We start from the raw sequence: 26,011 nt of genomic DNA, 5'->3' as shown, positions 1-26,011 counted from the left end.
ATTTTACTGAATTATATTTTTAAAAAGATTTAAAAATAAGACAACAGTTTACATCTCCAAAACCAAAACTGGCTTTTGCCAAATAATTAAAAGCTAAAGGCGTCTTTTTCTTTGGAATACGACTTTCAGAAATATGCTCTAAGATTTCCGGATGTACTTCATTCAGGTTCACATTCGGAAATAAAAATTGTTGCTTAAGCTCTAATACCGAAGCCACACTCTCAATACTTCCGGAAGCCGCCAGACAATGCCCGGTCATCCCTTTCAACGAATTGATATACGGAAAATCAACACCAGAGCGTCCTAAAGCTTTACTCCAATTCTCGATTTCTAGTCCGTCTTTGGTAGTCGCGGTAAGATGCCCGTTGATCACTTCGATCGCTGAAGCTTCAATTCCTGAATCGCTTACAGCGTCTTCAATACAACGTCTTACTGCTATGGGATTCGGCGCAGTCATAGAGCCTTCATTACGTTGACCACCGCTATTGCTCGAGCCACCTAAAATTTCAGCATAGATAGTTGCGCCGCGTTCTTGAGCACTTTCAAGACTTTCAAGCATAAGTGCTCCGGCTCCACAGCCGGGGACAAAACCTGCTGCATCTGCAGCCATAGGTCTCGATGCCTTAGCGGGTTGGTCATTATATTTTGAAGGTAATATGCGTAAAGCATCAAAGCCACCCCAAACATAAGGGCCACCGTCGCTTGAGCTGCCAGCCAACATACGTTTGGCCTTACCGTATTTAATACGTTCATAAGCCATCAAGATCGCTTCGGTTCCTGTGGTGCAAGCTGCAGAATTAGAAGTTACCAAATTGCCCAGTCCCAGCATTCCGCCTAAGTACGCGCTTACGCCGCTACTCATCGTTTGTTGTACGCTGGTACTGCCTAACCTTCGGGTGTTTCCTTCGTCGATTTTATAAATGCTTTCGCGGTATTTATCAACTCCCAATGAGCCTACGCCAAAAATGGTTCCACTATCAAAATCGCAAGTTTCCTCGTCAATGGGAAGCCCCGCATCTTGCCAGGCTTCAACGCCGGCTACGACGCCATATAAAATTCCGGCAGAATTAAAATTACGCAGTTGTAAGGGCGTAAAATATTTTGATTTGACGGTCTCTGAAATCAAAGGCATCCCCCCGATCTGGCAGGAAAATTTGAGTTTCTCGAGTTCGCTAAAAAATCTAATCCCGCTCTTTCCTTGCATTAAAGCTTCGGTAAATGCGTCAATACCCACACCATTGGGTGCGCATACACCCAATCCCGTAACCACTACCCTAGTTTTACTCATCGCCCGGTTTTAAGATTCCGGAGAAAATACCGCTACACACGACTTCTTCAGCTTCATTAAGCATCTTAACCTTAGACTTTAACTTATGAAATCTAAAGTATTCTAAATCAGAAACAACGGTAACCTTTTCATTAGGGAAAACCGGTTTATAAAAACGGGCTTCATTGTCAACCATCGCTACGGTAGAATTACTTTTGAGATCAAAATTCTTATCGCGAAGTAAGTATATGCCCAGACTCACCAAACCTATTTGCATCATACACTCTAAGAGGATCACCCCCGGAGTTACGGGGAAATTCACAAAATGACCTTTATAAAAGTCATGGCTTTCATCAAAGGTATAATGCCCTACAATATGCTTCTGAGACACCTCGCTGATCTGATCTACAAATAAAAAAGGATCAGAATACGGGAGTTTGTTTACGATTTCTGCTTTGGTCACGTTTTAGTTATTAAGGCACTGAAAGCTTCCGATAGGCGAACCGTCTGGAATTTTAGGAGCTGCAACTTCCTCATATTCTTCAGGATCTTTCATAAATCGGCCCAATTCCTGAGCGATATATCGGTCATTAGCTTCTTGTGATAATGCCAATTTCATACTCAAATCTAAGAATTTTGAGAACGTCACCGCCTTAACTTGCGGAATTGCTTTTTTAGAAACTGAAAGTTTTTTTAAATGCTCCAACACTCTGTAATTGATAGTTTGCTGTACTTCAGAAAGATAGCTGTCTGCAGTTTTCTTGTATACCGTTTCTTCAAGAAGTGCTTCTAAAATGACATCAAATGAAGGAAGCGCATCATCCCAAGCGTGTTGAGCTACGATACGATTTGCACGTTCAGGATTTAACAAAAAGTCTAGCGTCATATCGGCTGCAGTTTCCGGAGCTGCCAATGGATCAAAGGTGATGCCGGTGTTCCCTTTAAAACTTTCACGTGTGCGACGATAACCAAAAGCTCGCGGAGGAAATAATGCTAACTTATCTTTAGGAATCGCTAAATAAGACGCGTCTAAAGTCATCAACACGGCAGATAGGGCCTGTTCTTGTTCTTTTGCTGAAAGTGGCGTTACGATCTCCTGCTGCTGATCTCCTTTTACAGCATAATTGTACCGCTGGCCACCTATACTTTTGATTGCTGCTTCGGTTTGATAACGGTGATAGAAATATAGCGGAACAAATACATCTTCTAAAGTACTGAAAGCCTCTCCCGTTTTAATATTATCTTCAGAAAAATTACTGATCGCTTTTTTACGCAATGCTAAAACATCTTCCAGTTCTTCAGCGGCATTTGCGCCATTGTCCCAAAGATGCGCGTCAGGATGTGCGCCTGTAGCTGCCCGTGCATCGCTATCTGTTATAAAACGCAAGCCCTCTTTTTCGGCAGTTTCTAAAACATCATTAAGATACCAGGATTCAGTCATTCCTTTCGGAACAGTTCCATAGCTGTAAGCCACAGTTACTTTATCCCAATCTCCAATTCCCACCGCATAGGCATCGCTAAAGTCTATTTTTCCATTTTTTAATCGAATGGTTGGATGTGGATAATCCATCACCGAAGCACGATCTGCTACACTGGCAGCAAAATTATGTGCAAAGCCTAAGGTATGACCAACTTCATGCGCCGATAATTGTCTTATACGCGCCAAGGCCATCTCAAGCATAGGTTCATAATTGTCATCAGAATCAGCAAAAGGCGCATTCATTAAAGCCTGAGCGATCATAAAATCCTGACGAATACGCAAACTACCTAAGCTTACATGGCCTTTTAAAATTTCGCCGGTACGTGGATCAACAACACTCGCGCCGTAGCTCCATCCTCGTGTGCTGCGATGTACCCATTGAATCAAATTGTAGCGTAAGTCTAGCGGGTCTGCATCTTCCGGAAGCATTTTTACCTGAAACGCATCTTTGTAACCAATACTTTCATAAGCTTGATTCCACCAGCGGGCACCTTCTAAAAGCGCTGAACGCACAGGTTCTGGTGTCCCGGGATCTAAATAATAGATGATAGGTTCTACCGGTTCACTAACCGCCAATTCCGGATTTTTCTTTTTTAAACGATGTCTAACGATGATGCGTTTATCTATTGGATCTTGTACCGGAGTTGAATAATCTTTATAGCTGCGGTGAATCGCTCCCGATCTGGGATCAAAAGCACGCACTTCATACCCATCCTCTGGCAATGCGACAAAGGAATGATGCTGCACCACACTAACCGATGAAGCATCTGGAGCCACAGATCTTAGATTACGTCCTTGAGGATCTCCAGTAAACGTCAATAAGGCTTCAAACTCGGTGTTTTTAGGAAAAGCTTTGGTGTTTTTAAGCGCTAGAGCACTTCGAGATTTATCTACTTTGTAATTACCTTCTTTATTTGCTTTCAGTCTTCGGGCAACACCATGGGCATCTTCCATCAAAAAAGGAGTAAAATTGATCACATAAGTATCCCCCTGAGTTTCTTTGATCTCAAAACCGTAGAGTACCGACTTCGCAAAGGCCTCCTCCACCGATTCTCTTTCGGCAGCATTATCGGTGATCGCGCGATAGTCTTGATTGGGTTGTACTAATAAAAGCTTATTCCCGGCTTTTACAAACTTTACGATCGCGGTACCGCCTAACTGGCCGCGGTCTAAGCCAATATCATTAGAGCCTAAACCACTTTTTAATGCGTGCACATAGATAAACTCTTGATCTAGCTTGTCAACTTCAAGGTAAAGTTCATCTTCAGATTCATTATAATGAAAATTGAAAAAGCCATTATAAGCTTTAAGGTCTTTCTTTTTCTCAAGAAATTGCGCAGAGGCTAGCGAGCAGCACAGTAAAAAAAGGAGGGTAATGTTCTTTGTCATGGAATTAGCGTTTTAGGAGAAGCTAGTTACTTAAAATAAGATGAATTTGAAAAGCCGGAATCTAAAATTCAAATAAAATTAAAAATAGCCAATAAAACTGACGATAACGCACTTTATCGTCTTATAATTAAGAATTAATTATAGACTTTTAGTAAGTAAATTCTTAATTTACCTAAAACTAATCGTCCATGTCAACTACCCAACAATCTATCTTTTCATCTTATGAAAAAGATCCTAAATTTTATGATGAGATTTTTGATGAAAAAGGTAATGTAAAACAGGTTTATCAAACGCTTTTTGATTTGTATAGCGGGCATTCTAGTCAGGATTTTGCTAAACTAAATGAAAAAGCAAAAGCTTCTTTTTTTAATCAGGGAATTACCTTTCAGGTATACAATGACCAAGAAGCCAAAGAGAAAATTTTTCCCTTTGATCTTTTTCCGCGCATTATAGATCCCGAAGAATGGGAGACTATAGAAAAGGGTGTACTGCAGCGTAGTAAAGCGCTTAACCATTTTATTTGGGACATCTATCACGATAAAAAGATCATCAAACAAGGCATTATCCCCTTAGACTTGATCAGCACTTCTGCCAACTATCTTGATCAGATGATTGGTATTGACCCGCCAGGTGGAATTTACAATCATATTTCTGGAACAGACTTGATCAAACATTCTGATGGCAAATACTATGTGCTTGAAGATAACATTCGTTGCCCTTCTGGGGTAAGTTATGTGATTTGTAATCGTACGGCTTTAAAACGGGCGCTATTTGGCGTATTCAACCATTACAATGCACACACGGTTACCGATTATGCACAGAATCTTTTAGAAATAATGGAATCGGTAAAACCACGCGGTGTTGATGAACCTAATTGTGTGGTGATCACGCCGGGAGTGTATAATTCTGCCTACTATGAGCATTCCTATTTAGCTAAAGCCATGGGTGTCGAGTTGGTTGAAGGACGCGATCTTTTTGTGGAGAATGATTTTGTTTATATGCAAACCATTAAAGGTCCTGAAAAAGTAGACGTGATTTACCGCAGAATAGACGATGCCTTTCTCGATCCTTTAGAGTTCAGGCCGGATTCTGCTCTGGGAGTTCCGGGATTGTTTTCAGCCTATAAAAAGGGAAATGTTTGCCTCGTAAATGCACCGGGTACCGGTTTTGCTGACGATAAAGCCGTGTATACCTATATGCCCGAAATCATCAAGTATTATCTTGGTGAAGAACCCATTCTTAATAACGTACACACCTATCATTGCAGCCGTCCTGATGAATTGAAATATGTTCTTGAAAACATAGATAAACTGGTTATAAAACCGGTTGATGAGGCTGGTGGCTATGGAATTTCTATTGGAAACCGCTTGACAAAAGAAGAGATCGAAAAAGTAAAGCAGACGATAAAAGCAAGTCCACGCAAATACATCGCACAGCCTATTATGAGCCTTTCGGTGCACGCGACCTACATTGAAGACAGCGAGTCTTTTGAGTCGCGACACGTTGATCTTAGAACCTTTTGTTTGTTGGGTGCAGATAAAGAGTTTGTGCTCAAAGGCGGTTTGACCCGCGTTGCACTTAAAAAAGGAAACCTCATTGTAAATTCTTCTCAGGGAGGTGGTTCTAAAGATACTTGGGTACTGAAAAAATAATTGGGAAGCCAACAAATCAATAGTTAAGAAAAACAACTTTTATGCTTGCAAGAGTAGCAAATAACTTATTCTGGATGGGCCGCTATATAGAGCGTGCAGAACATATCGCCCGGTATTTAAATGTAAACTACTTTTCTTCTTTGGATGCTCCCAATGAAAAGTCTCAGTCCCGAGACCATGTGCTGCATTCCTTGCTGTTTATGGCCAATGGGCCGGTGGATGATGATTACGAACTCACAGAGAAAAATGTCTTTTTTGATATTGGTCTTAATTCTGAAAAGCAATTCTCTATTCTGAATTCGATTAAGTACGCACGTGAAAATGCCAATGGCGCGCGAGATTTGATCTCAACCGAACTTTATGAATCGATCAACAAGTTTTATCACTTTGTGCTCAATTATGATAAGGACTTTTTTATAACCAAAGGGCTTTTTGATTTTACCACTCAAGTTGCAGAATCTACTTCGATCATCAGAGGGAAAATACGTGGAACTTTATTACATGACGAAGTCTATGCGATAATTATGTTGGGCGTCAATATCGAACGAGCCACACAAGTCGTACGCATTATTCAGGCTAAATATTATGATGCGCTGAATGCGCAGGGTGGTTATGATAAGAAATTCAGTAAAAGTTATGAATGGACCACTTTATTGAAGTGTATCGAAGCCTATGATATGATGCGCCGCCATTATAAAAAAACACCTACCAGCCTGAGTACCTTGGAGTTTTTAATCTTGAATCCGGAGTGTCCACGCTCGGTGATGAATAGCTTAGTACAAGTAAACAATCACATTTCGGTGTTAAATGAGGATAAATTTCCGGGGAAAGATACAGCCGCCTTTCTCATAGGTAAAACGCACGCAGAATACAGGTTTAAGACCGTAGATACTATAGAAGGCAACGTCGAGGATTTTATCGAAAAGATTCAGGACACGCTAATTGAGATTGCCAAGAAGATCGAAAAAGAGTACTTCAATTATTAGACTATTAAAAGTATCGGTTTTTAGTCTTATTTTTGTCAAGTTAAACCCCCTATACATTGGAATACACTATTAAATACAAAGCGGTCAATACCTATGACGCTTTGATCGACGAAGCCTTCTGGCAATTTTTATTGAGACCGGAAGAAAACACGACCCAAAACGTACGTATGGCGCGATTCACAAATTCAGCAAATGCCATCGTTGACACCTCTACAAACACCTTTGGTTTTCCTATTTGCCGTGTGCATCTTAAAAAACCTTTAGATAAGATAAGTTTTGAGGCCAGCTATATCATCAGTAAACAAATTGAAAATCCCTTTTCTGCTTTAGATAGTGTGGTAAATAGCGTGCATCAAGACCAGATAAGAAGTATCGATTTTAAAATAGAGCACGAGCGTTTCCTTAGCGCTACCCAATTGACACAACTTTTAGCGGACCAAGCTCCATTTTCTTTTGATCAGTCGCGTTCGCTATTTGATAACCTCAATGATTTAAACAGTTGGTTATATCATAATTTTAGTTTTAAAACCAAGGTAACCGATGTGAACACCACTCCCGTGGAATTTATAGAAAAAGGAGCTGGTGTTTGTCAAGATTTTACCCACTTGTTTCTGGCAATTGCACGTTTAAATCATATTCCTGCACGCTATACCTCGGGCTACTTGCACCAAGGCAATGGTTATCAGGGAGACTCACAAATGCACGCCTGGGCAGAATGTTATATCCCTGAAAAAGGCTGGATAGGCTTTGACCCTGTAAACAATTTGATTGCTTTAGAGAACCACATAAAAGTGGCTCATGGAAAAGATTATACCGATTGTGCTCCTATTAAGGGAGTGATTTACGGCAACTCTAAGAAGAATGAAACTACCTACACCGTAGAAGTTGAAGCGCGGGAAGCGAGTGATCCTGATGTGATTCTCACTTCAGAGACCTACGCACCTATGCCGTTTAAACAACAATTGGCTTTTCAAGCACAATGGCAACAGCAGCAATACCAGCAGCAACAGCAACTTAGGCAGCAGCAAAACACTACAGACACTTCTCAGAATTAATCCGTCGCTTTACGCAGAAAATAGTAACTTTCGGCCAAACGGTTAAGCATGATAACGAGCGATCAGATCAAAGATCTTGTGCAGCGCCTTGATGCGCTTAAAATGCACTTGGGAATAGATCAGAAACGAGTAGAAATACAAAACGAAGAAGAAAAAACCTTTGATCCCAACTTCTGGAATGATCCTAAAGAGGCAGAGCAATTTATGCGTATGCTTCGCGAAAAGAAGAACTGGGTAAAAGACTATGAGCAAGCGGTTACCCTTACCGAAGACCTAGAAGTGCTTCTGGAATTTCATAAAGAAGGTGATGCCTCTGAAGAGGAAGTTGATAAGCAATATGATAAAGTCACCCGACTTGTTGAAGCTATGGAATTTAAGAACATGCTTTCTGATGAAGGTGATGATCTGAGTGCAGTATTGCAGATCACTGCAGGAGCCGGCGGTACCGAAAGTTGTGATTGGGCTTCTATGTTAATGCGTATGTACTTGATGTGGAGCGAGAAAAACGGCTTTAAAGTAAAAGAACTTAACTATCAGGAAGGCGATGTAGCCGGTATAAAAACCGTTACCTTAGAGATCGAAGGTGCCTATGCTTTTGGATGGCTAAAAAGTGAGAATGGCGTGCATCGTTTGGTGCGTATCTCTCCTTTTGACAGTAATGCAAAACGCCATACCTCGTTTGCTTCGGTTTATGTGTACCCATTGGCAGATGACAGTATCGAGATCGATATCAATCCGGCAGATATCAGTTGGGATTTTGCCAGATCTTCAGGAGCAGGGGGTCAAAATGTAAATAAGGTAGAAACCAAAGCAATTCTTACCCACCACCCTACCGGAATTGTAATTCACAACAGTGAGACGCGCTCTCAGCTCGAAAACCGCGAGAAAGCTATGCAAATGTTGAAATCGCAACTTTATGAGATTGAACTTAAGAAGCGACAAGCGGCACGAGACGAAATTGAAGCGGAAAAGAAAAGTATAGAATGGGGCTCACAAATACGCAATTATGTATTGCATCCCTATAAACTCATCAAAGATGTGCGCACCGGCGAAGAAACCGGTAATACCGATGCCGTTCTCGACGGAGACCTAGATAATTTCTTAAAAGCCTATTTGATGATGACCGGCCAAAAAGAAACCAGTAACGAATTATAGAGTATGCTTAAAATATATCACAATCCACGTTGTAGAAAAAGTCGCGAAGGACTTGCTATTTTAGAAGAATCAGGAAAAGAATATGATGTTGTGAAATATCTAGACAACCCACCTTCTTATATTGAATTGGCGGCGATCATTGGCAAACTCAAAATTCATGCTATTGACCTGGTAAGAACGACCGAAAAAATCTGGAAAGAAGAGTATAAAGGAAAAGAACTCACCGATGAAGAAATCGTTCAAGCAATGGTTGAGAATCCTAAATTAATCGAGCGTCCTATTGTAATTCTTGACAATGAAGCGGTTATAGGCAGGCCTCCCGAAAACATTAAGAGGCTGTTAAGATAAATCGATTTACTTTAACACAATTTTAACCGAAGCAGATTAAACCAACTTTGTTTTTCTAGTCTAACAATTGAAACCTTAAAACGACTATGAAAAATAAATTTCTACTAAGCTTATTTTGTCTTTTTACGACACTAGCTTTTTCACAATCTTCTAACTATGCAATTACCGGTAAGGTAACCGATAAGGATGCAGGTATTCCTCTGGAATATGCAACCGTTACCGTTACCGATGTTAACAATGCCCAAGATGTTGAAGGAGGAATTACCGATATGGAAGGTAATTTCCGCGTTGAAGTTCCTCAAGGGGAATACAACATCAAAATAGAATACATCTCTTTTCAGCCTATTACGTTAAAGCGAACGCTTAATGCAGACCTTAATTTAGGAACTATTCAATTAGAGTTTGCTGCTTCAGATCTTGACGAAGTTACCGTAGTGGCAGAAACGACTACCGTAGACATTCGTCTTGATAAAAAGATCTACAACATTGGTAAAGATTTAACGACTGCCGGTGGTACAGTAAGTGACGCACTTAACAATGTGCCGTCAGTATCTGTTGATGTTGAAGGCGGAATTAGCCTTCGTGGAAACGAGAACGTACGTATTTTAATTAACGGAAAACCTTCGGCACTTGCCGGTTTTGGTTCTACCGATGTATTGAGACAACTTCCTGCAGATGCGATTGAGCGTGTAGAAGTGATCACCTCTCCTTCTGCGCGTTATGATGCTGAAGGTACTGCCGGTATTTTAAACATTATCCTACGTAAAGAGAAAACATTAGGATTCAACGGTTCGATCAACGGAAGTTTAGGAAATCCTGATCTAGCTAGCATTTCTGCTAACTTAAACCTGCGTACCGATAAATTCAATGTTTTCAACACGACTTCTTATAGATATTCAAGTTCACCGGGTAACGGATACTTCGACACCCGCTACAACACAACAGATGATATCACGCCTACGTACGAGCGTATCATTGAAGATCGCGATATCCAGCGTTTAAATCGCGGATTCAATACTAACCTTGGTTTAGAATATTATTTAACCGATAGATCTTCAATTACAGGTTCTGTATTCTATAGAAATGGTAATGATGTAGATGAGACTACAAACCTTACCCAAAGTTTTAATAATTCAGCTCCTGTTTTAGAAACTTCGCGTATTGAGCGTCAAAAAGAAAAAGACGATCGTTATCAGTTCGCCTTAAACTACATCAACCGCTTCAATGATGAAGGGCATCAGTTGACTGCAGATTTGCAATACACTACAAGTGATGAAACTCAAAATACGTTCATCAATGAAGATATAACCCTAAATACAGAAAATACAGATCCTATAATCGCAGAGCGTTTATTGAGCATCGAAAAGCAAGATGAGTATTTGGTTCAGGCAGATTATGTACTTCCTTTTGGTGAAGGTTCACAATTTGAAGCAGGATATCGTGGTACTTTTGAAAATGAAGTAACTGATTATCGTGTAAATCAAGAGCAAATTGCTAATTCAAATAATTTTGTTCAAAATGATACATTGACAAACGTATTTGATTACACAGAAAATGTAAACGCGGTATATACACAGTTAGGAAGTAAATTTGGTAAATTCTCTGTACTTGCCGGTTTACGTCTGGAGAATACCCAATTAAAAGGACAAATAGGTTCTGCTTTAACAGAAGCTGAATTACAAGATATTTACGGGTTTGAAATCAATACCGATTTTGATAATAACTACTTAGGACTTTTCCCTACGCTTAACTTGACTTTTGAGTTGAACGAAAGAGAAAATGTTACTTTAGGATATAACCGCCGTATTAACAGACCTAGAGGTTGGTTCTTAAATCCGTTCCCGGATAGAAGCAGCCGTAACAACGTATTTCAAGGAAATCCTAACCTACAACCTGCATTTGCAAATGCATATGATTTGGGGTATTTAAAGCGTTGGGATAAATTAACCCTTACCTCTTCTGTTTATTTTCAAAGAGAAACCGAATCTTTTGAAGTGGTTCAAGAGATCATTGAACTACAAGGACAAGGATCAAATACAAACGGAAATACCGTTATTCGTAGTATCCCTGTAAACCTTTCTTCAAATGAGCGTTTAGGTGCAGAAATAGGGTTATTATACAACCCAGCAAAATGGTTACGCCTTAATGGTAGTTTTAACTTCTTCCAGTTCAATACTGAAGGGTTCTTTAATAACGTAGACTACAGCGCTAAGAACACCAGTTATTTTGCGCGTTTCAGCTCTAAAGTTTCATTACCTTGGAGTATCGACTGGCAAACCAATGCTTTTTACCGCGGTGCTGCCCAAAATGCACAGTCTGACACAGAAGGAATTCTATCTGTAGATCTGGCTTTAAGTAAAGACTTATTTGATGATAAAGCTACGATCTCGATGAACGTGAGCGATTTATTTAACGGTAGAAAACGCAGTCAGGTAACAACAAACGACTTGTTTACCAGAGACAGCCAGTTTCAGTGGAGACAAAGACAAGTCAACCTATCATTTGTGTATCGCTTCAACCAGCGTAAAAACGATAGACAGAATAACAGACAGCCTTCTATGAATGATGATGATGACGGTGGAGATTTCCAAGGATAGTTTTAAACACCCTTTCATTCCTTTATAATGACGCAAAGCCATTTCGATAAGAAATGGCTTTTGTTTTATATAATAAGTTAAAGCTAGAAATCCTGGAGAAAAGATTCAAGGTACTGCATCTAGTCAATACCAATAAAAAAACCTGCTTAAAAAAAAGCAGGTTTTTGAACTTAAAATTATATAGAGTAATACTTATTAATTTCCGCGCTCTAATTTTTTCTTTTCACGAATTTCTTTCATTCGCTCTACAAATGCTCCACCAATCCAATAAGGTAGAATAGATACTAAAAAAATCATTAACCAAAATCCCATGGTTGCGATGGTTAAAAATGCTAAAAAGCCTAAGTATTGATCAAATTCAAACATAATATGGTTTTTGTCTGATTGCAAATTTAAGTATTCTTAATTAAAAAACACAAGAGTTTTTTTAAGTTATAAACATATTTATAACAGCTGCAATCGATAGTAATTACACGCAATCCATTATTTTTGTAAGACTACTAAAATAACCGAAATGGAATATAGAATTGAGAAAGATACGCTGGGCGAAGTGAAAGTTCCGGCAGATAAAATTTGGGGCGCTCAGACGGAGCGTTCTCGCAATAATTTCAAAATTGGCAATCCGGCTTCTATGCCGTTAGAGATCGTTTACGGTTTTGCCTACTTAAAGAAAGCAGCAGCGTATACCAACAATGAGTTAGGGGTGCTTTCAGAAGAAAAAAGAGATTTGATCGCTCAGGTTTGTGATGAGATTTTAGAAGGAAAACACGATGATCAGTTTCCATTGGTGATTTGGCAAACTGGTTCTGGTACGCAAAGTAACATGAACGTAAACGAAGTGATCGCAAACCGTGCGCACATTCTTGCCGGAAAAAAACTGGGAGAAGGAGAAAAAACCCTTCAGCCTAATGATGATGTGAATAAATCTCAATCTTCAAACGACACCTTCCCTACCGGAATGCACATCGCCGCCTACAAGAAGGTTATGGAAGTAACGCTTCCGGGAGTGATTAAACTTCGCAATACGCTGAAGAAGAAATCTGATGATTTCCGTGAAGTGGTAAAAATTGGTCGTACGCATTTAATGGATGCCACTCCCCTAACCTTAGGTCAGGAATTTTCTGGCTACGTATCTCAATTAGATCACGGCATCAAAGCCTTAGAACATACTTTAGACCACTTGTCTGAACTCGCTCTTGGCGGAACTGCTGTAGGAACGGGTTTAAACACACCAAAAGGCTATGCAAAATTAGTAGCCGATTATATCGCTAAGTTCACCGAGCAACCTTTTAAAACTGCAGAAAATAAATTTGAAGCTTTGGCAGCACACGATGCGATCGTAGAATCTCACGGTGCATTGAAACAATTGGCAGTTTCTCTCAATAAAATTGCTAATGATATTCGTTTGCTTGCCAGCGGACCGCGTTCAGGAATTGGCGAGATCACAATTCCGGCTAACGAACCGGGGTCTTCTATTATGCCGGGTAAAGTAAATCCTACGCAATGTGAAGCCCTTACAATGGTTTGCGCTCAGGTTGTAGGTAACGATATGGCAATCGCTGTAGGCGGAATGCAAGGACAGTACGAACTCAACGTTTTTAAACCGGTGATGGCAGCCAACTTTTTACATAGTGCTCAACTTATAGGTGACGCTTGCGCTTCGTTTGAAGAGCATTGTGCTGCGGGTATTGAACCCAACCATCCGCGTATTAAAACCATGCTTGAAAATTCGTTGATGCTGGTTACCGCTTTAAATACTAAAATAGGATATTATAAAGCTGCAGAAATCGCAAATACTGCCCATCAAAATGGAACCACGCTACGCGAGGAAGCGGTAAATCTTGGTTACGTCACTCCCGAAGAATTTGACGAGTGGGTAAAACCTGAAGATATGGTAGGCGAAATGTAAACACCTCAATTTCAAAAGCAAACTACCTTTGCGCAGCAAGTAAACTGCCTCAGGGCAAGCTCATGAAGAATTGGAAGGAAACGAATTTTTAATTTCGAAGCAAGCCATAGCATAGTATATTAAATCCTTTGGCGGTGCCAATAAAAAAAGGAGAAGCATTTGCTTCTCCTTTTTTTGTTTAATCGAACTGGATTTTATTTCTTATAGAATTTTTTGTACTTAGGATATGCGATAAGTGCAAAAATGATCACACCGGCAAAAATCCCTATCGCCTTGTTCAAGTTGAGAATGTTATCTCCACTCGCATAACTGTGTAATCCTGAAAGCCAGAAGTTCACACCAAAATAGGTCATCAAAATACTTCCGTAAGCTAATATGGACATCAGGTTGAAAAACCATCGGCCGCGTAATCCCGGAACCAGACGCATATGAATTACAAAAGCATATACCATAATGCTGATGAGCGCCCAGGTTTCTTTAGGGTCCCAACCCCAATAACGTCCCCAGCTTTCATTGGCCCACTGTCCGCCCAAGAAGTTACCTATGGTAAGCATTACTAACCCAACGGTAAGCGCCATTTCATTGATGATCGTAAGTTCTTTGATGTTAAGGTCCATTCGTTTTTTATTCTTAGAATTGGTCAGAAGCATCAACAGCAATGACACAATTCCTAAGATCATTCCGAGCGTAAAAGGACCGTAACTCGCCACGATCACCGCTACGTGAATCATCAACCAATAACTATCAAGAACCGGCTGTAAATTTGAAATCGCCGGATTCAACCAGTTCATACTTGCTCCCCATAAAATAAAACCGGCAACAAAGGCGGTACTCGCAATAGTAAGCGAACTCTTTCTACCAAAAGCCAATCCAAAGAACATCGTTGCCCAACCTACATATAATATAGACTCGTAGGCGTCACTCCAAGGTGCGTGACCCGAAATATACCAACGCCAGATAAGTCCGGCAGTGTGTAAGGCAAACAAGATCCCTACAGCCAAACCACTCAGACGCACCATTGTTTTAATAAAGCGGTTGTCTTTAAAAATGCGAATGATCACAAAAACAAACATTACGATACTTGCCAGTAAATACATCCAATAGAGCTTGGTAAAAATATCGTGCTTGTTGTAGAAAACTTCAGCATCAATCTTATTTTGAGAAGGCATTACCTCGCTTCCGTATTTTTCCTGAAAACTTTTTATACTGTTAAGAAAGGTATCGGCTTTAGAAAAATCCCCAGTCTCTTTTCCTTCACGCAAAGCGGAAAAGTAAAGTGGTAAGATCTGTTTCGTATACAAAGAATCCATGCCCTTATATCCAGACTCATTAAGTTCAGGATAAGAAACCCATTTGTTGTTTTCATCATTGATGAGTGGGAATATTTTGAGAATTTCGCCACTTACGGCACGATTCAAAAGCCCAAGACGTTCAGCAATATCTATAAAATCTTTATCAAAACTATTTTTTACTTCCGCCTGATACGCTGCGGTAATATAGGGATCAAGTTTATTACGTCCCATATCGTCAATAAAGTCGAGCGCACTGAGATACTTTTGTTCCTTTGGGACGCCAATAATTCCACGCAAACTATCATTTGCCGGTTTTACATAGATCAGGTCTACATTGTACCAGAAAAACGGGGTTTCAACCATCGAAAGAAAAACCTGATCTGCAGTAAGCCCTTCGTACGTATCGCTACGGCTAAGTTTTCTAAGAAGTTTACTTGAAAATGTATTCACCGGCATCATACGCCCACCATCATCCTGAATGACCAGTTTTCCAAATTTCGCAGCTTCTTCCGCAGGAACTTTATTTGCAGTAAGCATAGAGTCTATTTGCTGTGCAGTTGGCAACGTATGCTGTTGCTCTTCGACTACCGTAGCAGACCCCGGAATAAAATCCTCAGGTTGCTCTTCTACAATTTCAGTATTTCCATTTTCAACAATAACTTCCTGCTCCTGCGCTTGAAGTTGCATTCCGCTAAAAGCTATTAAAGCAATCACTGCGGAAAGCTTAGCTTTTCTGGCTTTCACTTTATCCAGACGTACTTTTAAGTCTCCAAAACGACTTCCTTTGTCAAAAAGAATGATCATCAAGCCTAGATACAGCAAGAAATAACCAATATAGGTAATCCACGTTCCTACCATATCGTGATTTACTGAAAGTACGGTTCCCAATTCATCAGGATCAAAACTCGCCTGAAAAAAGCGATAGCCTTGATGATCCAAAACGTGATTCATATAAATATCATATTCAAACGACTGCTGCGGGCCATCTATCACCGTCACTTTACTTTCGTAAGAAGAATAAGCGTTTGTAGTACCCGGATAGCGCTCTGCAATAAAGTCTTTCAGTTTAATTGAAAAAGGTAATTCTTCGGCCAGACTACCATAAGCCATATGGAATTTAAGGTCACCAACATCTGTAGAAACCATTTCGTTATTAAACCCTTTTCCTCCTAAAAGTCCTACCGTTTCCTGACCTTCAGCGGTGGTTATGGTCACAAAAAGCGCATCTTGCTGTCCCTTTTGCTTAGGGAAAGCTTCAACGATTCCATTTTTACCTTTGATCACCGGATCAGGAATAACGAATTGCATTCCGCCTAACTGATACAAAGCACGCAGTTTAAGCTCTTGAACACTGTCTTTTGCAACTTCATAATCGGTTTGTGTTGCCATCACGCGCGTACTTCCTTCAAAAGGTGTGTTGATGGTGTAGTTCTCTCCGTCATAACCTATGTTGATTGCGCCTTCGGTAGGTTTGTTAAGCGCAAAAAGCATATTGTGAATACTTGCTACAGTACCATCTTCAAGATAATGCTCGTGACGTTGCCCATCACCGGCTTCTACGATCTTTAATTGAGCTTTACCATCTGTGCTCTCGATCAGTCCTTCTTCTGCCCCGTCAATAAATTTTGAAAAGGAAATGCTTACTGGCTTTCCGTCAAAATCGGTTTCCCAAGTAAAGCTATTATCTAATCGCGTAGACAGGTTAAGACGTTTGGGTTCTAGTTTACGACGCATAGGTGCACCATCGCGCTCGCCATCAATAAAAACATTTAAATAGGTTTTCTCGGTAAGAAAAGTGTTTTGAGTCTCGCCTTCTCGTATAGGCATCACCCCTTCAAAACCTACATAGCGCGTCCAGGCAGCACCGAAAATGATCAGGATAAAAGCTGCGTGAAAAACGAGTGTAGACCATTTTTCTTTACGCCATAGTCTAAACGTCCAGATGTTACCAATAAAGTTAATAATGAACAAAATATGAATAAGCTCAAACCACCAGACTTCATAAACAAGTTCACGAGTATACGGGGTGGGTGAAGTTTCTTGGCCGGCGTCAAGGATGGTCCCAGTTGCCATCGCTACAGCATAAACAATAAATAAAACGGCCATTAATCGGGTAGAAAACAGAAAATCTGCAATACGTTTTTGCATGATAAAGTTGCAATTTTTTGATGGCGCGAAGGTACGAAACAAATGAGCATTAATAAAGCTTTAACGCCTCCTAATCGCAAGGCTTTTTATCTATTTTGTTTACTTTTGAAGCGTGATCACAGTTTCGATAATAGGTACAGGAAATGTCGCTTTTCATCTCGCTAAAGCTTTTAGCAAGGCACAAATGATTCATATGCAGTTTGTTGCAGGGAGATCACGAGAAAAGCTTGTAGCCTTTCAGTCTTTTGCAAACACTACTATGCAACTCAGCGCGTTAGGGCAAAGTGACATCATACTCATTGCAGTAAGTGATGACAGCATCGCTCAAGTTGCAGCTGAAATTCCGGAGACGAATGCACTTATTGTACACACTTCCGGAAGTACCAGCTTAGAAGTTTTAGAACCCCGTGAGCGCATTGGCGTGTTTTATCCTTTACAGACATTCTCTAAAAACAAAGAGCTGAATTACAAAAAGATACCCTTTTTAATTGAAGTTAAAATTGAGGAGGATTTACAGCTGCTTTCTAAACTGACTCATGCGCTTCAGGCAGAACATTTCAGAATGAATTCTAAAGAGCGCGCTGCATACCATCTTGCTGCAGTCTTCAGTAATAATTTTACAAATCACATCCTGACAGAATCCGAAACGCTCTGTGAGCAGCACCGGATTTCATTCCAACTCTTGAAGCCTCTGCTTGAAGAAACGATTGAGAAAGCCTTTGAAAAAGGACCAGAAAATAGCCAAACCGGTCCTGCAAAGCGAAACGACTCTAAAACTATTGAAAAACAATTGGCAGCGCTACAAACAACCGAGCAAAAAGATTTATATACTACTTTAACCAAAGCAATACAAAAGCATTATGAGCGATAAAAGCTATAAAGAATACCTAAGAGATATAACCACCTTCATTTTTGATGTAGACGGCGTGATGACCGACGGTTCTTTAATGATAACCACCGACGGCGAAATGTTCAGGACTATGAACGTAAAAGACGGTTATGCCATCAAGTGCGCTTTAGACAATGGTTACAACATTTGCATTATAAGCGGCGGCACCAATGAAGGCGTACGCAACCGACTTAAAGCATTGGGCGTTACAGATATTCACCTTGGCGCTCACGCTAAAATGGAACAATTCAACAAATACATCTCTGAGAATAACATCAAAGCTGAAAATGTGCTTTATATGGGGGACGACATCCCTGATTATCCCGTGATGAAGGAAGTTGGTCTTCCTTGCTGTCCACAGGATGCGGTTAAAGAAATCAAGGAAGTGGCCAAATATGTTTCCCATAAGAAAGGTGGAAAAGGCTGCGTACGTGATGTCATTGAGCAAGTGCTTAAAGTGCAGGATAATTGGATGAATTATTTTAATGCCGGCCCGGTTCAAAATAAATAGACTTAAACAAAAAGCCGCTTTATAAAATCATAAAGCGGCTTTTTTATTGGCGCCGTTAAGGGTTTAATATTGGTTTATTACTGATTTTCAAATCCTAGAATAGCTTCATTCAATATCTGAGTAGCAGCCGCTGTATCTCCATATCCTGAAGATTTCATCAGTCCCTTACCTTTATAATTGGTAAACCAGGTTTCAATAATAGTAGTAACGCCTGGGTAGTTCTCATTCAAATCTTCAATAGTATTAATCGCGTAAAAGCTCGTATTTTTTGCGACGGCGATCAATTTATCATCCTGTTCTCCCCTATCTTGCAAATGTAGAACCCCGATCAACTTGCAAGGAACAACACTTCCTCGGGATACCGGATCTCCTAGCACTAAAACATCAAGAGGATCTCCATCACCTCCTTGATCTTTAGACAATAAGGTTTTAGGAATAAAGCCGTAATTACCAGGATATCCTAAGTAATCAACAATTCTGCCTTTACCCGCCACCTGCTCCCATTCTAACACCCCGGTCTTTTTATTGATTTCCCATTTTTGTCGCGTTCCGGAAGGAATTTCGATTACCGCATTAATTGAACCTTCTGTGGTCTTTGCCGCATAGGAAGTGAGAAGATTTTCTTCAGAATGTTGTTTACAGGATTGCAAGGCGAAAAGCAAAATACAAAGACCTTTTATTACGTTGGTCATTACTCAAAGTTTAAGGTATACTCCCAATGCTGTGCAAGCTTTTGCGATTCAGCTCTTGTTAGCTGAATAACCGCTCCATGTTTGGGCGAAGTAAAATTGGTGGTTTTCATTTTTCCTTCATTAAAATGCCCCAGGTCTTTAAAATTTTCAAAGTCTGATGTTTCTACAAAACCAAAATTATGCGGATTGATACTGTAAATATCATACATCAACACATAATCATCAGAATCGATACGCTGCCACACATTAGGTGCTTCACAGGAGCCAGGTTCCATATCAACCCATTCCGGATTATAAACATAACCTGAATTGATCGAATCTGAAAAAGCCATTTTTACACCAATAGGATTCTCCTGAGCAACATACATCATACAGTATTTTCCATCAGGCAGTTTGGTTATATCTGCATCCAGAATCTGAATCGAATCGTCAGGATACTCAAAAAGTGGCTGCGGTTCTGTCAACGTAGTAAAATTTTCATTGGCGTACGAATAGTATAATTTGGTAAGTCCGTGTCCCATACGCATGGTATAATACACCATCATTTTTCCTTCTTCAGGATCATAGATACTCTGCGGTGCCCAGGCACAACCAATTTCATCAAAACCTTCAAAATGCTCATCAAATAAGAAGTTCGTGTGTTCCCAATGAATCAAATCATAGGATTTCATCATCACAAAACCTTTATTATTTCCCCAGTCGTATTCTTCAATGGGGCGCTCCCAGGTTGTTTCGCGATACCCTAAATTTTTGGCAAACAAATGCAAATCAGTCATTACCACATAAAATGCACCATCGGGTCCTCGAGAAATATGCGGATCGCGAATACCTTTTTGACTGGCAATACTATCCCCTGCAACAATGGGTTTCCCCTCATTAATATCTGTAAATGAATAACCGTCTGTACTTAACGCCATATGCAAACTATGCGTATCATCTTTGAAATACGTCAACAAATACGCTTCCATAGCAGTCGGGCTTTCAGAGGATTCTTCAGTTTGATCTGGTGTAGTGGATTTTGGCGTGTTTTTACAAGCTGTAATTACAAAAAGTAATGCAGCAATGAGAGTGAAAAATTTTGAACACATGAATTAAATGATTTTTATATCTGCTTTATAAGATAAAATTGATTTGATGAATTCCTCATTATCCTGCGGACTGATATAAATCTCGTCATAAGCGTTGTATTTAATGATCAAACCTTTGCGAGCAGTAGCAGGTTTTAACCCCACCCAAAGGGTTTTATTTTTGATGATTTCACGAATGTTTTCTAACGGAATGGATCCTTTCAGCGGACCTGACTTATAGTTAAGAAATGAAGAAGTTAAAGAATATGAAGTACCAAAAAAGAACCACAAAAAAAGTATCGATGTAGGTGTTATGCCTAAGACATACCAATACCAGCCTGTTTCCTTCCCTGAATCTGAAAAAACACCTATCAGGATAAAAAGGAAAATCAGCACGAGCAAAGCACTCAAAAACAACGGATCTTTTCTGCTTTTAAAATTCATAATCAGGGTTAAGTTAATAAAAAAGGCTGCACCAAGTAGGTTGCAGCCTTTTTTTTGAATTTTAAAAATGCCTATTCAATTAAATCAAATAGTTGGATTGGATGATATTCGCATGGTGAATCTCATGACCACAAATAATAAAACCCGAAGCTCTTGCTGTTAAGCTAGCATCACTAGACGTACCTTTATTCAAAAGCGCTTCTTCATTAAAAGATTGAAAAAGATTGATGGTACAATCGCGTACTAAACTATATTCTTCCAGCATCGTATGCATATTTTTCTCATTTGCACGAGAAGGCGTTATATAATCATCCTGCTCAAATCCCGGAAGCGGTGTCTTATCACCTCTCCCAATACGAAGTGCTCGATAGCAAAATATACGCTCTGTGTCGATCACATGTTGCAAAACTTCAAGTATGGTCCATTTTCCTGATTGATACGCAAAGCGCCATTTATCCTCAGGAATTTCAGAATAAAAAGTGAGACTTTTCTCCTTTCCGTCTTTTAAAGCTTCAAGCAACTCCTGATCAGGTTTAACGAGTTCTACATAATTTCTGTAGAACGCGTTAAACTCGCTGTGATCAAGATCTTTTACCGTCGCCATTATGCTGAGTTACGGCTAGCGTTGATATTTCCGAATAACGAACGTGTTACCATTTTTTCAAACATTTCTAACTTTTTCTCATCAGGATTTTCTTCGCGCTGCATTTCCTGAATTTTCTTAAGCGCAAACTGCTGAATAGTTAACAATGGCAATACAATACGCTCTCGTTCTTGAATTGAAGCTTTACCTGCTTGCTCATCTTCCATAAGTTCGCTGTAACCGGTAACCTTAAGTAATACGCGTTTACTACGCTCATATTCTTCATAAATAAGCTCCCAAAATGCACCAAATTCAGGATCATCTTTCATATACGCTGTAAGGGCAAAGAAAGATTTGGTCAAACTCATCATACTATTTTCAAGCAAAGTTCTAAAGAACATGCTGTTGTTGTATAAAGATTGAACACGATCAAACTCGCCACGCTCTTCTAATTTTTCTATCGCTGTACCAACGCCGAAAAATCCGGGAACATTTTGCTTCAATTGCGACCAAGAACCTACAAATGGAATAGCTCGTAAGTCTGAAAAGTTAAGTTTATCGCTTCCGCCACGTTTACTTGGGCGACTACCAATATTGGTTTTAGCATAAAACTTCAACGTACTCATGCGCTCTAAATAACCTAAGAATTTAGGATGTGCTTTAAAGTCTGAATACGCCTGATAGCTTATTTCAGCAAGCTCTTCCATGGTTTTACGATCTTCATCAGGGAAAGCTTTTGTTTTTTGAGAGAAGACTCCGTTGAAAATACCAGAACTCAACAATTGCTCTAAGTTGTATTGACAAGAATCTGGCGTACCAAAATTAGAACTAATGGTTTGTCCTTGAACGGTTACCTGAATTTCTTCATCCTCAATAGTCTCTCCTAAAGAAGCGTAGAATTGATGCGTTTTACCACCACCACGTGCCGGTGGTCCACCTCTACCATCAAAGAAAATCACTTTAATTCCGAATTCTCTAGAAACCTGAGTAAGCTCTTCTTTCGCTTTAAAAATACTCCAGTTAGCCATTAAATAACCACCATCTTTAGTACCATCACTAAAGCCTAGCATAATGGTTTGCTTCATATTACGCTTTTTCAAATGCGCTGCATAAGCTGGATTTGTGTATAGCCCACGCATCACTTCTTTAGCGATCTTCAAATCCGGAACTGTTTCAAATAAAGGAACAATATCAACCGTTGGATCTTCCCAACCAGTCAGGTGAATCATAGAGAATGCTTGCATTACATTGAGTCCGGTCTGGTTGTTACTTATGATGTAACGATTACAGCTACGCTCTCCGTTTTGCTTTTGAATTTCTTGCATTGCATAAATACTCTCTAGCGTTTTGCGTGCAATATCATCCTCAAGGGTTGCAGGATCAACTTTTCCACGCACATCCTGAAGGATCTTGATTTGCTCCTCTTCAGAAAGCTCTAGGTAGTTTTCAGGGAATATCCCTAAATTATCTTTAGCACACTGCTTTACGATTTCGTCCATCACGTGCATATGCACACGACTATCCTGACGGATGTCTAATACTGCAAAGTGGTATCCAAACATTTTTACCTTATTTAAGATATCATCGATCTCTTCTAAGAATAAACTTTCATGACGCTCCACCACTATTTTACGTATGCGCAATAAAGTAGTTTCTAACTCTTCAAGAGATACGGTAACTTCATCTCCCGGTAAAAAGATGCTATCATAAAGTCGTTTTTCAAGATCTGCAAGAGCTTCTTCAGTACCTACGAAGGTGATGCGACGTCTTAAACTGCGAATGTCACGGTAGTAATTTTTAATAATAGTATTACGCAAACGAGAAGCAACCTTCAGCGTAATTTCAGTAGTAACAAACGGGTTACCGTCACGGTCACCTCCCGGCCAGAATCCTAAATCAATAACTTCATTATCAAAGAATTCTCCTTTGAATACGTTTTGACGTAAATAATTATAAATGTGGCTAGAGGCTTTATAAAATACATTTTCTAAGTACCATATTAAGCTCACCGCCTCATCATAAGGTGTTGGCTTCTCTTTCTTAAAGAATGGTGTCTTACCTAATTGAGATAATAATTTCTTAATCATCTCAACGTTGTTTTCATTTATCGCAGCGCTTAGATCATTAATGATACCTAATACAGCACCGGGATAAAACTGCGTTGGGTGTGCGGTTAAAACCGGTCTGATCTTAAAATCTTGTAGATATTCTTTTAATTCGCCGGTTTTAGATTGTGCTTCTGCTTCTTCTTTGATGTTTCTCAGCGTTCCACGACCGTCCATATTATTAACGGTACGATAGGCTGCATCTTCAATAGCATCAAAAAGCACTACCTGACGTTCTATATATTGAATAAATCGAAATAGTAAGTCATAACGTTCTTCTTCAGAAACGTCTCTTTGATACTTATCAAAGAAATAATTGACGATTTTTTCTGGGTTATAATGCTTGTCATAACCTCGCGTACAAATACGATCAAACAAGGGCAGCAAAACCCCAGTATCTGTAATACCTTGAAAAGGTAAAGTCATAAACAAGCTATTATATACCTGATATTTTGATTTTACCAGGTTATTAAAGCGTTCTAATTTTGGTTGTCTGGACATAAATAGTCTGGTTTTTGAATAAAAAAAACCCTTTGTCAACAAAGCCAAAGGGTATATTTATAGAAATATTCTTTGGTTTACTTTACAGGTCTTGAAAAATGCTATGCATTAAACGTTTCTTATCGTTAATGCTCTCATCAAGAGAAATCATTGTTTCAGTACGGTACACCCCTTCAATATCATCTAACATAAAAATAATATTTTTAGCGTGTTCTGTATTCTTAGCACGCACTTTGCAGAAAATATTGAATTTTCCGGTAGTAACATGTGCAACCGTAACATAAGGAATTTGGTTAATACGCTCCAAGACAAATGTGGTTTGACTTGTCTTATTTATATATATACCTACATAAGCTATAAAAGAATAGCCAAGTTTTGCGTAGTCCAAAGTTAATGACGACCCCACAATAATACCAGCTTCTTCCATTTTCTTAACACGTACGTGAACCGTACCTGCAGAAATAAGCAATTTCTTTGCTATATCGGTAAAAGGAGTTCGGGTATTTTCAATCAGCATATCTAGGATTTGATGATCAACCTCGTCTAATTTGAATTTTGCCATTATTAAGTGATTAAATTATATATAAATCAAAAATAATACAAAATCACTGAATAATTCATAATAAATTGTTGCTTTTTACCGAAAACGTTGTAGGTAAATTACTATTTACTTGAAGATTCTCAAGATTTTGACCAACATCTAATGTGAAATTTTCAGGGAATTCTATTTTTTCTTGAGCAAAATCAATTTCGCTATGTCCAACAAAGCTATCTAAATCAGCGATTTGCGCTATCTTAGGTACAAAATATAAAATTCCGTCTCTTAAAGTTTCCTGATACTGAATCGCCATATCAGTTACTCCGTATTCCGGTAAATTAATATTACGAATTATACAGTCAAAAAAGCATTTTTTGTTCTCCGGAATAGCGAAATATGGATTTGAAGACACATTTTCTTCAGATTTAAGCAATAAAATAGACTCAAAAACGCGTATTAATGATAAAAACATAAAGCCTCGAGTCTTTTCACGGGCATAATCATTTGGAAAATGTCCCGCTTCAAAAAGAATTGTGGGAATATTGAGCTGCTGGAGCGTGTCGCCTACACAATTTATATTAAATCCATCGTCATAACGTCCTACTTGTCCCGGAATAAATTCCTGCAACATCTCATTGAGCTCAGCAATAATAGCCATTCCCTCTTTTCTAGACTGTGTAACTGTGCGCAAAGCATCCTGAGATGGTGATAAGAAAGAAGCAACAGCACTTTGAGCAGGTTCGCCTACACCAAAGATGGTACGCTGTCCATGTAGATTAAGACAATAATCAGGATCGAGAGAGGTATAAACCTGTTTCAAAATCAGGCTCTCTGGCTGCGTAAGTTCTTGTGCATCCCTATTTAAATCAACTTGATTGGCATTAACGCGTGTATAGGCTTCAGCTCCATCAGGGTTTAACATTGGAATAAACGTAAAACTGTACGTACTCAATAATTCTTCACCTGTTTCAGTGTCTTTAATGGCTTCAAACCATTTAAAAAGATCGAATAAGGCTTTAGTAGTAGTGCTCTCATTCCCGTGCATTTGTGACCAGCCTAATATTTTAATCGCACCGGTGCCAAAAGTAACTTTATAAATAGGTCTGTTTTGTACCGAATAACCAAGTCTTTCTTTAACAAAAAGATCCGGTAAACAATCTAATATAGGTTCTAGTTTATTTATAGTAAGGTATCGTCCATAAAGCGCTTGTTCTTTATGCGCAGTATGCCATTCGAGTAACGAAGTATAATTCATCAAATAATATTAAGTTACAAATGTAAACATTCCGTAATTTACAATTGTATACAAGCTAAATAAGGTTCAATAATTACTTATGTAAACATGTGTTAGCAGGTTAAACAGGTGGTTCTGGAAAGTTTCCAATCAAACAGCTATTAAGGTT

General features: G+C 39.3%; 21 protein-coding genes. 9 read left to right on the top strand and 12 right to left on the bottom strand.

Annotated features, from left to right (window positions below):
• Window positions 1-19: 19 nt before the first annotated feature.
• Genes WA338_RS13755 through WA338_RS13745 form a run of 3 tightly spaced genes read right to left on the bottom strand, consistent with a single transcriptional unit; the run spans window position 20 to window position 4,136 of the window.
• A complete protein-coding gene (locus WA338_RS13755) occupies window positions 20-1,288 on the bottom strand; it encodes a beta-ketoacyl-[acyl-carrier-protein] synthase family protein (protein WP_272986485.1) in 1,269 nt (422 codons plus the stop codon).
• Window positions 1,281-1,730, bottom strand: a complete 450-nt coding sequence (locus WA338_RS13750) for a 3-hydroxyacyl-ACP dehydratase FabZ family protein (protein ID WP_272986484.1) — start codon at window positions 1,728-1,730, stop codon at window positions 1,281-1,283. Before WA338_RS13750 ends, WA338_RS13755 begins: the two co-directional genes overlap by 8 nt.
• 3 nt (window positions 1,731-1,733) lie before the next feature.
• Window positions 1,734-4,136, bottom strand: a complete 2,403-nt coding sequence (locus WA338_RS13745) for a zinc-dependent metalloprotease (protein WP_009780224.1) — start codon at window positions 4,134-4,136, stop codon at window positions 1,734-1,736.
• 188 nt (window positions 4,137-4,324) lie between these two features.
• Here WA338_RS13745 and WA338_RS13740 point away from each other — a divergent pair, with 188 nt between their 5' ends.
• The 6 genes from WA338_RS13740 to WA338_RS13715 all read left to right on the top strand — a co-directional run bounded on the left by WA338_RS13740 (window position 4,325) and on the right by WA338_RS13715 (window position 11,929).
• Window positions 4,325-5,788, top strand: coding sequence for a circularly permuted type 2 ATP-grasp protein (locus tag WA338_RS13740; RefSeq protein WP_009780225.1), 1,464 nt, complete (start codon window positions 4,325-4,327; stop codon window positions 5,786-5,788).
• A gap of 41 nt (window positions 5,789-5,829) precedes the next feature.
• Window positions 5,830-6,774 carry an alpha-E domain-containing protein gene (locus WA338_RS13735; RefSeq protein WP_009780226.1) on the top strand — a complete coding sequence of 315 codons (945 nt, stop codon included), beginning with the start codon at window positions 5,830-5,832 and terminating at the stop codon, window positions 6,772-6,774.
• 56 nt (window positions 6,775-6,830) lie between these two features.
• Window positions 6,831-7,829, top strand: a complete 999-nt coding sequence (locus tag WA338_RS13730; protein WP_009780227.1) for a transglutaminase-like domain-containing protein — start codon at window positions 6,831-6,833, stop codon at window positions 7,827-7,829.
• A gap of 48 nt (window positions 7,830-7,877) precedes the next feature.
• Window positions 7,878-8,984, top strand: coding sequence for a peptide chain release factor 2 (gene prfB, locus WA338_RS13725; protein WP_009780228.1), 1,107 nt, complete (start codon window positions 7,878-7,880; stop codon window positions 8,982-8,984).
• A 3-nt stretch (window positions 8,985-8,987) separates the two neighbouring features.
• Window positions 8,988-9,332, top strand: a complete 345-nt coding sequence (gene arsC, locus WA338_RS13720; protein WP_009780229.1) for an arsenate reductase (glutaredoxin) — start codon at window positions 8,988-8,990, stop codon at window positions 9,330-9,332.
• Between the two features lie 86 nt (window positions 9,333-9,418).
• A complete protein-coding gene (locus WA338_RS13715) occupies window positions 9,419-11,929 on the top strand; it encodes a TonB-dependent receptor domain-containing protein (RefSeq protein WP_272986480.1) in 2,511 nt (836 codons plus the stop codon).
• 195 nt (window positions 11,930-12,124) lie between these two features.
• On the opposite strand, the gene WA338_RS13710 is transcribed toward WA338_RS13715, so the two are convergent.
• The gene (locus WA338_RS13710; RefSeq protein WP_009780232.1) at window positions 12,125-12,295 is read right to left on the bottom strand and encodes a hypothetical protein; all 171 of its coding nucleotides are present in this window, start codon (window positions 12,293-12,295) and stop codon (window positions 12,125-12,127) included.
• 148 nt (window positions 12,296-12,443) lie between these two features.
• Here WA338_RS13710 and fumC point away from each other — a divergent pair, with 148 nt between their 5' ends.
• Window positions 12,444-13,838, top strand: coding sequence for a class II fumarate hydratase (gene fumC, locus WA338_RS13705; RefSeq protein WP_272986478.1), 1,395 nt, complete (start codon window positions 12,444-12,446; stop codon window positions 13,836-13,838).
• Window positions 13,839-14,032: 194 nt separating this feature from the next.
• Here the strand turns inward: fumC and ccsA are convergent, their stop codons facing one another.
• Window positions 14,033-17,278, bottom strand: coding sequence for a cytochrome c biogenesis protein CcsA (gene ccsA / locus WA338_RS13700; protein ID WP_336093784.1), 3,246 nt, complete (start codon window positions 17,276-17,278; stop codon window positions 14,033-14,035).
• 112 nt (window positions 17,279-17,390) lie between these two features.
• On the opposite strand from ccsA, the gene WA338_RS13695 reads away from it, so the two are divergent.
• The gene (locus WA338_RS13695; protein WP_040532697.1) at window positions 17,391-18,149 is read left to right on the top strand and encodes a Rossmann-like and DUF2520 domain-containing protein; all 759 of its coding nucleotides are present in this window, start codon (window positions 17,391-17,393) and stop codon (window positions 18,147-18,149) included.
• Window positions 18,139-18,678, top strand: a complete 540-nt coding sequence (locus WA338_RS13690) for a KdsC family phosphatase (protein WP_009780236.1) — start codon at window positions 18,139-18,141, stop codon at window positions 18,676-18,678. Before WA338_RS13695 ends, WA338_RS13690 begins: the two co-directional genes overlap by 11 nt.
• A 77-nt stretch (window positions 18,679-18,755) precedes the next feature.
• Here the strand turns inward: WA338_RS13690 and WA338_RS13685 are convergent, their stop codons facing one another.
• The 7 genes from WA338_RS13685 to WA338_RS13655 form a co-directional block, all read right to left on the bottom strand.
• A complete protein-coding gene (locus tag WA338_RS13685; protein ID WP_273017170.1) occupies window positions 18,756-19,370 on the bottom strand; it encodes an inorganic diphosphatase in 615 nt (204 codons plus the stop codon).
• Window positions 19,370-20,458 carry a glycoside hydrolase family 43 protein gene (locus tag WA338_RS13680; protein ID WP_273017169.1) on the bottom strand — a complete coding sequence of 363 codons (1,089 nt, stop codon included), beginning with the start codon at window positions 20,456-20,458 and terminating at the stop codon, window positions 19,370-19,372. The genes WA338_RS13685 and WA338_RS13680 overlap by 1 nt, the downstream gene beginning before the upstream one ends.
• Before the next feature lie 3 nt (window positions 20,459-20,461).
• Complete coding sequence (locus tag WA338_RS13675; RefSeq protein ID WP_009780239.1) at window positions 20,462-20,881, bottom strand: PH domain-containing protein; 420 nt, start codon at window positions 20,879-20,881, stop codon at window positions 20,462-20,464.
• A gap of 79 nt (window positions 20,882-20,960) precedes the next feature.
• Complete coding sequence (locus WA338_RS13670; protein ID WP_009780240.1) at window positions 20,961-21,485, bottom strand: DinB family protein; 525 nt, start codon at window positions 21,483-21,485, stop codon at window positions 20,961-20,963.
• On the bottom strand, window positions 21,485-24,070 hold the full coding sequence (locus WA338_RS13665) for a phosphoenolpyruvate carboxylase (RefSeq protein WP_273017168.1): 2,586 nt from the start codon (window positions 24,068-24,070) through the stop codon (window positions 21,485-21,487). The genes WA338_RS13670 and WA338_RS13665 overlap by 1 nt, the downstream gene beginning before the upstream one ends.
• Before the next feature lie 82 nt (window positions 24,071-24,152).
• Window positions 24,153-24,632, bottom strand: coding sequence for an Lrp/AsnC family transcriptional regulator (locus WA338_RS13660; protein ID WP_009780242.1), 480 nt, complete (start codon window positions 24,630-24,632; stop codon window positions 24,153-24,155).
• A 55-nt stretch (window positions 24,633-24,687) separates the two neighbouring features.
• Window positions 24,688-25,863: a M14 family zinc carboxypeptidase gene (locus tag WA338_RS13655; protein ID WP_272986458.1), complete on the bottom strand. Its 1,176-nt coding sequence runs from the start codon at window positions 25,861-25,863 to the stop codon at window positions 24,688-24,690.
• Between the last annotated feature and the right edge of the window lie 148 nt (window positions 25,864-26,011).

The organism is Leeuwenhoekiella sp. CH_XMU1409-2 (assembly GCF_037029365.1).
GTDB classification, from domain to species: domain Bacteria; phylum Bacteroidota; class Bacteroidia; order Flavobacteriales; family Flavobacteriaceae; genus Leeuwenhoekiella; species Leeuwenhoekiella blandensis.
Note: the sequence above shows the minus strand (reverse complement) of the source record. Positions and strands in the feature narration are given on the sequence as shown.

What these genes read in the sequence shown, in the direction of transcription:
- WA338_RS13755 (WP_272986485.1), bottom strand. Translation starts at nt 1,288, where the DNA reads ATGAGTAAAACTAGGGTAGTGGTTACGGGATTGGGTGTATGCGCACCC.
- WA338_RS13745 (WP_009780224.1), bottom strand. Translation starts at nt 4,136, where the DNA reads ATGACAAAGAACATTACCCTCCTTTTTTTACTGTGCTGCTCGCTAGCC.
- WA338_RS13740 (WP_009780225.1), top strand. Translation starts at nt 4,325, where the DNA reads ATGTCAACTACCCAACAATCTATCTTTTCATCTTATGAAAAAGATCCT.
- WA338_RS13735 (WP_009780226.1), top strand. Translation starts at nt 5,830, where the DNA reads ATGCTTGCAAGAGTAGCAAATAACTTATTCTGGATGGGCCGCTATATA.
- prfB (WP_009780228.1), top strand. Translation starts at nt 7,878, where the DNA reads ATGATAACGAGCGATCAGATCAAAGATCTTGTGCAGCGCCTTGATGCG.
- arsC (WP_009780229.1), top strand. Translation starts at nt 8,988, where the DNA reads ATGCTTAAAATATATCACAATCCACGTTGTAGAAAAAGTCGCGAAGGA.
- WA338_RS13715 (WP_272986480.1), top strand. Translation starts at nt 9,419, where the DNA reads ATGAAAAATAAATTTCTACTAAGCTTATTTTGTCTTTTTACGACACTA.
- WA338_RS13710 (WP_009780232.1), bottom strand. Translation starts at nt 12,295, where the DNA reads ATGTTTGAATTTGATCAATACTTAGGCTTTTTAGCATTTTTAACCATC.
- fumC (WP_272986478.1), top strand. Translation starts at nt 12,444, where the DNA reads ATGGAATATAGAATTGAGAAAGATACGCTGGGCGAAGTGAAAGTTCCG.
- ccsA (WP_336093784.1), bottom strand. Translation starts at nt 17,278, where the DNA reads ATGCAAAAACGTATTGCAGATTTTCTGTTTTCTACCCGATTAATGGCC.
- WA338_RS13690 (WP_009780236.1), top strand. Translation starts at nt 18,139, where the DNA reads ATGAGCGATAAAAGCTATAAAGAATACCTAAGAGATATAACCACCTTC.
- WA338_RS13685 (WP_273017170.1), bottom strand. Translation starts at nt 19,370, where the DNA reads ATGACCAACGTAATAAAAGGTCTTTGTATTTTGCTTTTCGCCTTGCAA.
- WA338_RS13680 (WP_273017169.1), bottom strand. Translation starts at nt 20,458, where the DNA reads ATGTGTTCAAAATTTTTCACTCTCATTGCTGCATTACTTTTTGTAATT.
- WA338_RS13675 (WP_009780239.1), bottom strand. Translation starts at nt 20,881, where the DNA reads ATGAATTTTAAAAGCAGAAAAGATCCGTTGTTTTTGAGTGCTTTGCTC.
- WA338_RS13670 (WP_009780240.1), bottom strand. Translation starts at nt 21,485, where the DNA reads ATGGCGACGGTAAAAGATCTTGATCACAGCGAGTTTAACGCGTTCTAC.
- WA338_RS13665 (WP_273017168.1), bottom strand. Translation starts at nt 24,070, where the DNA reads ATGTCCAGACAACCAAAATTAGAACGCTTTAATAACCTGGTAAAATCA.
- WA338_RS13660 (WP_009780242.1), bottom strand. Translation starts at nt 24,632, where the DNA reads ATGGCAAAATTCAAATTAGACGAGGTTGATCATCAAATCCTAGATATG.
- WA338_RS13655 (WP_272986458.1), bottom strand. Translation starts at nt 25,863, where the DNA reads ATGAATTATACTTCGTTACTCGAATGGCATACTGCGCATAAAGAACAA.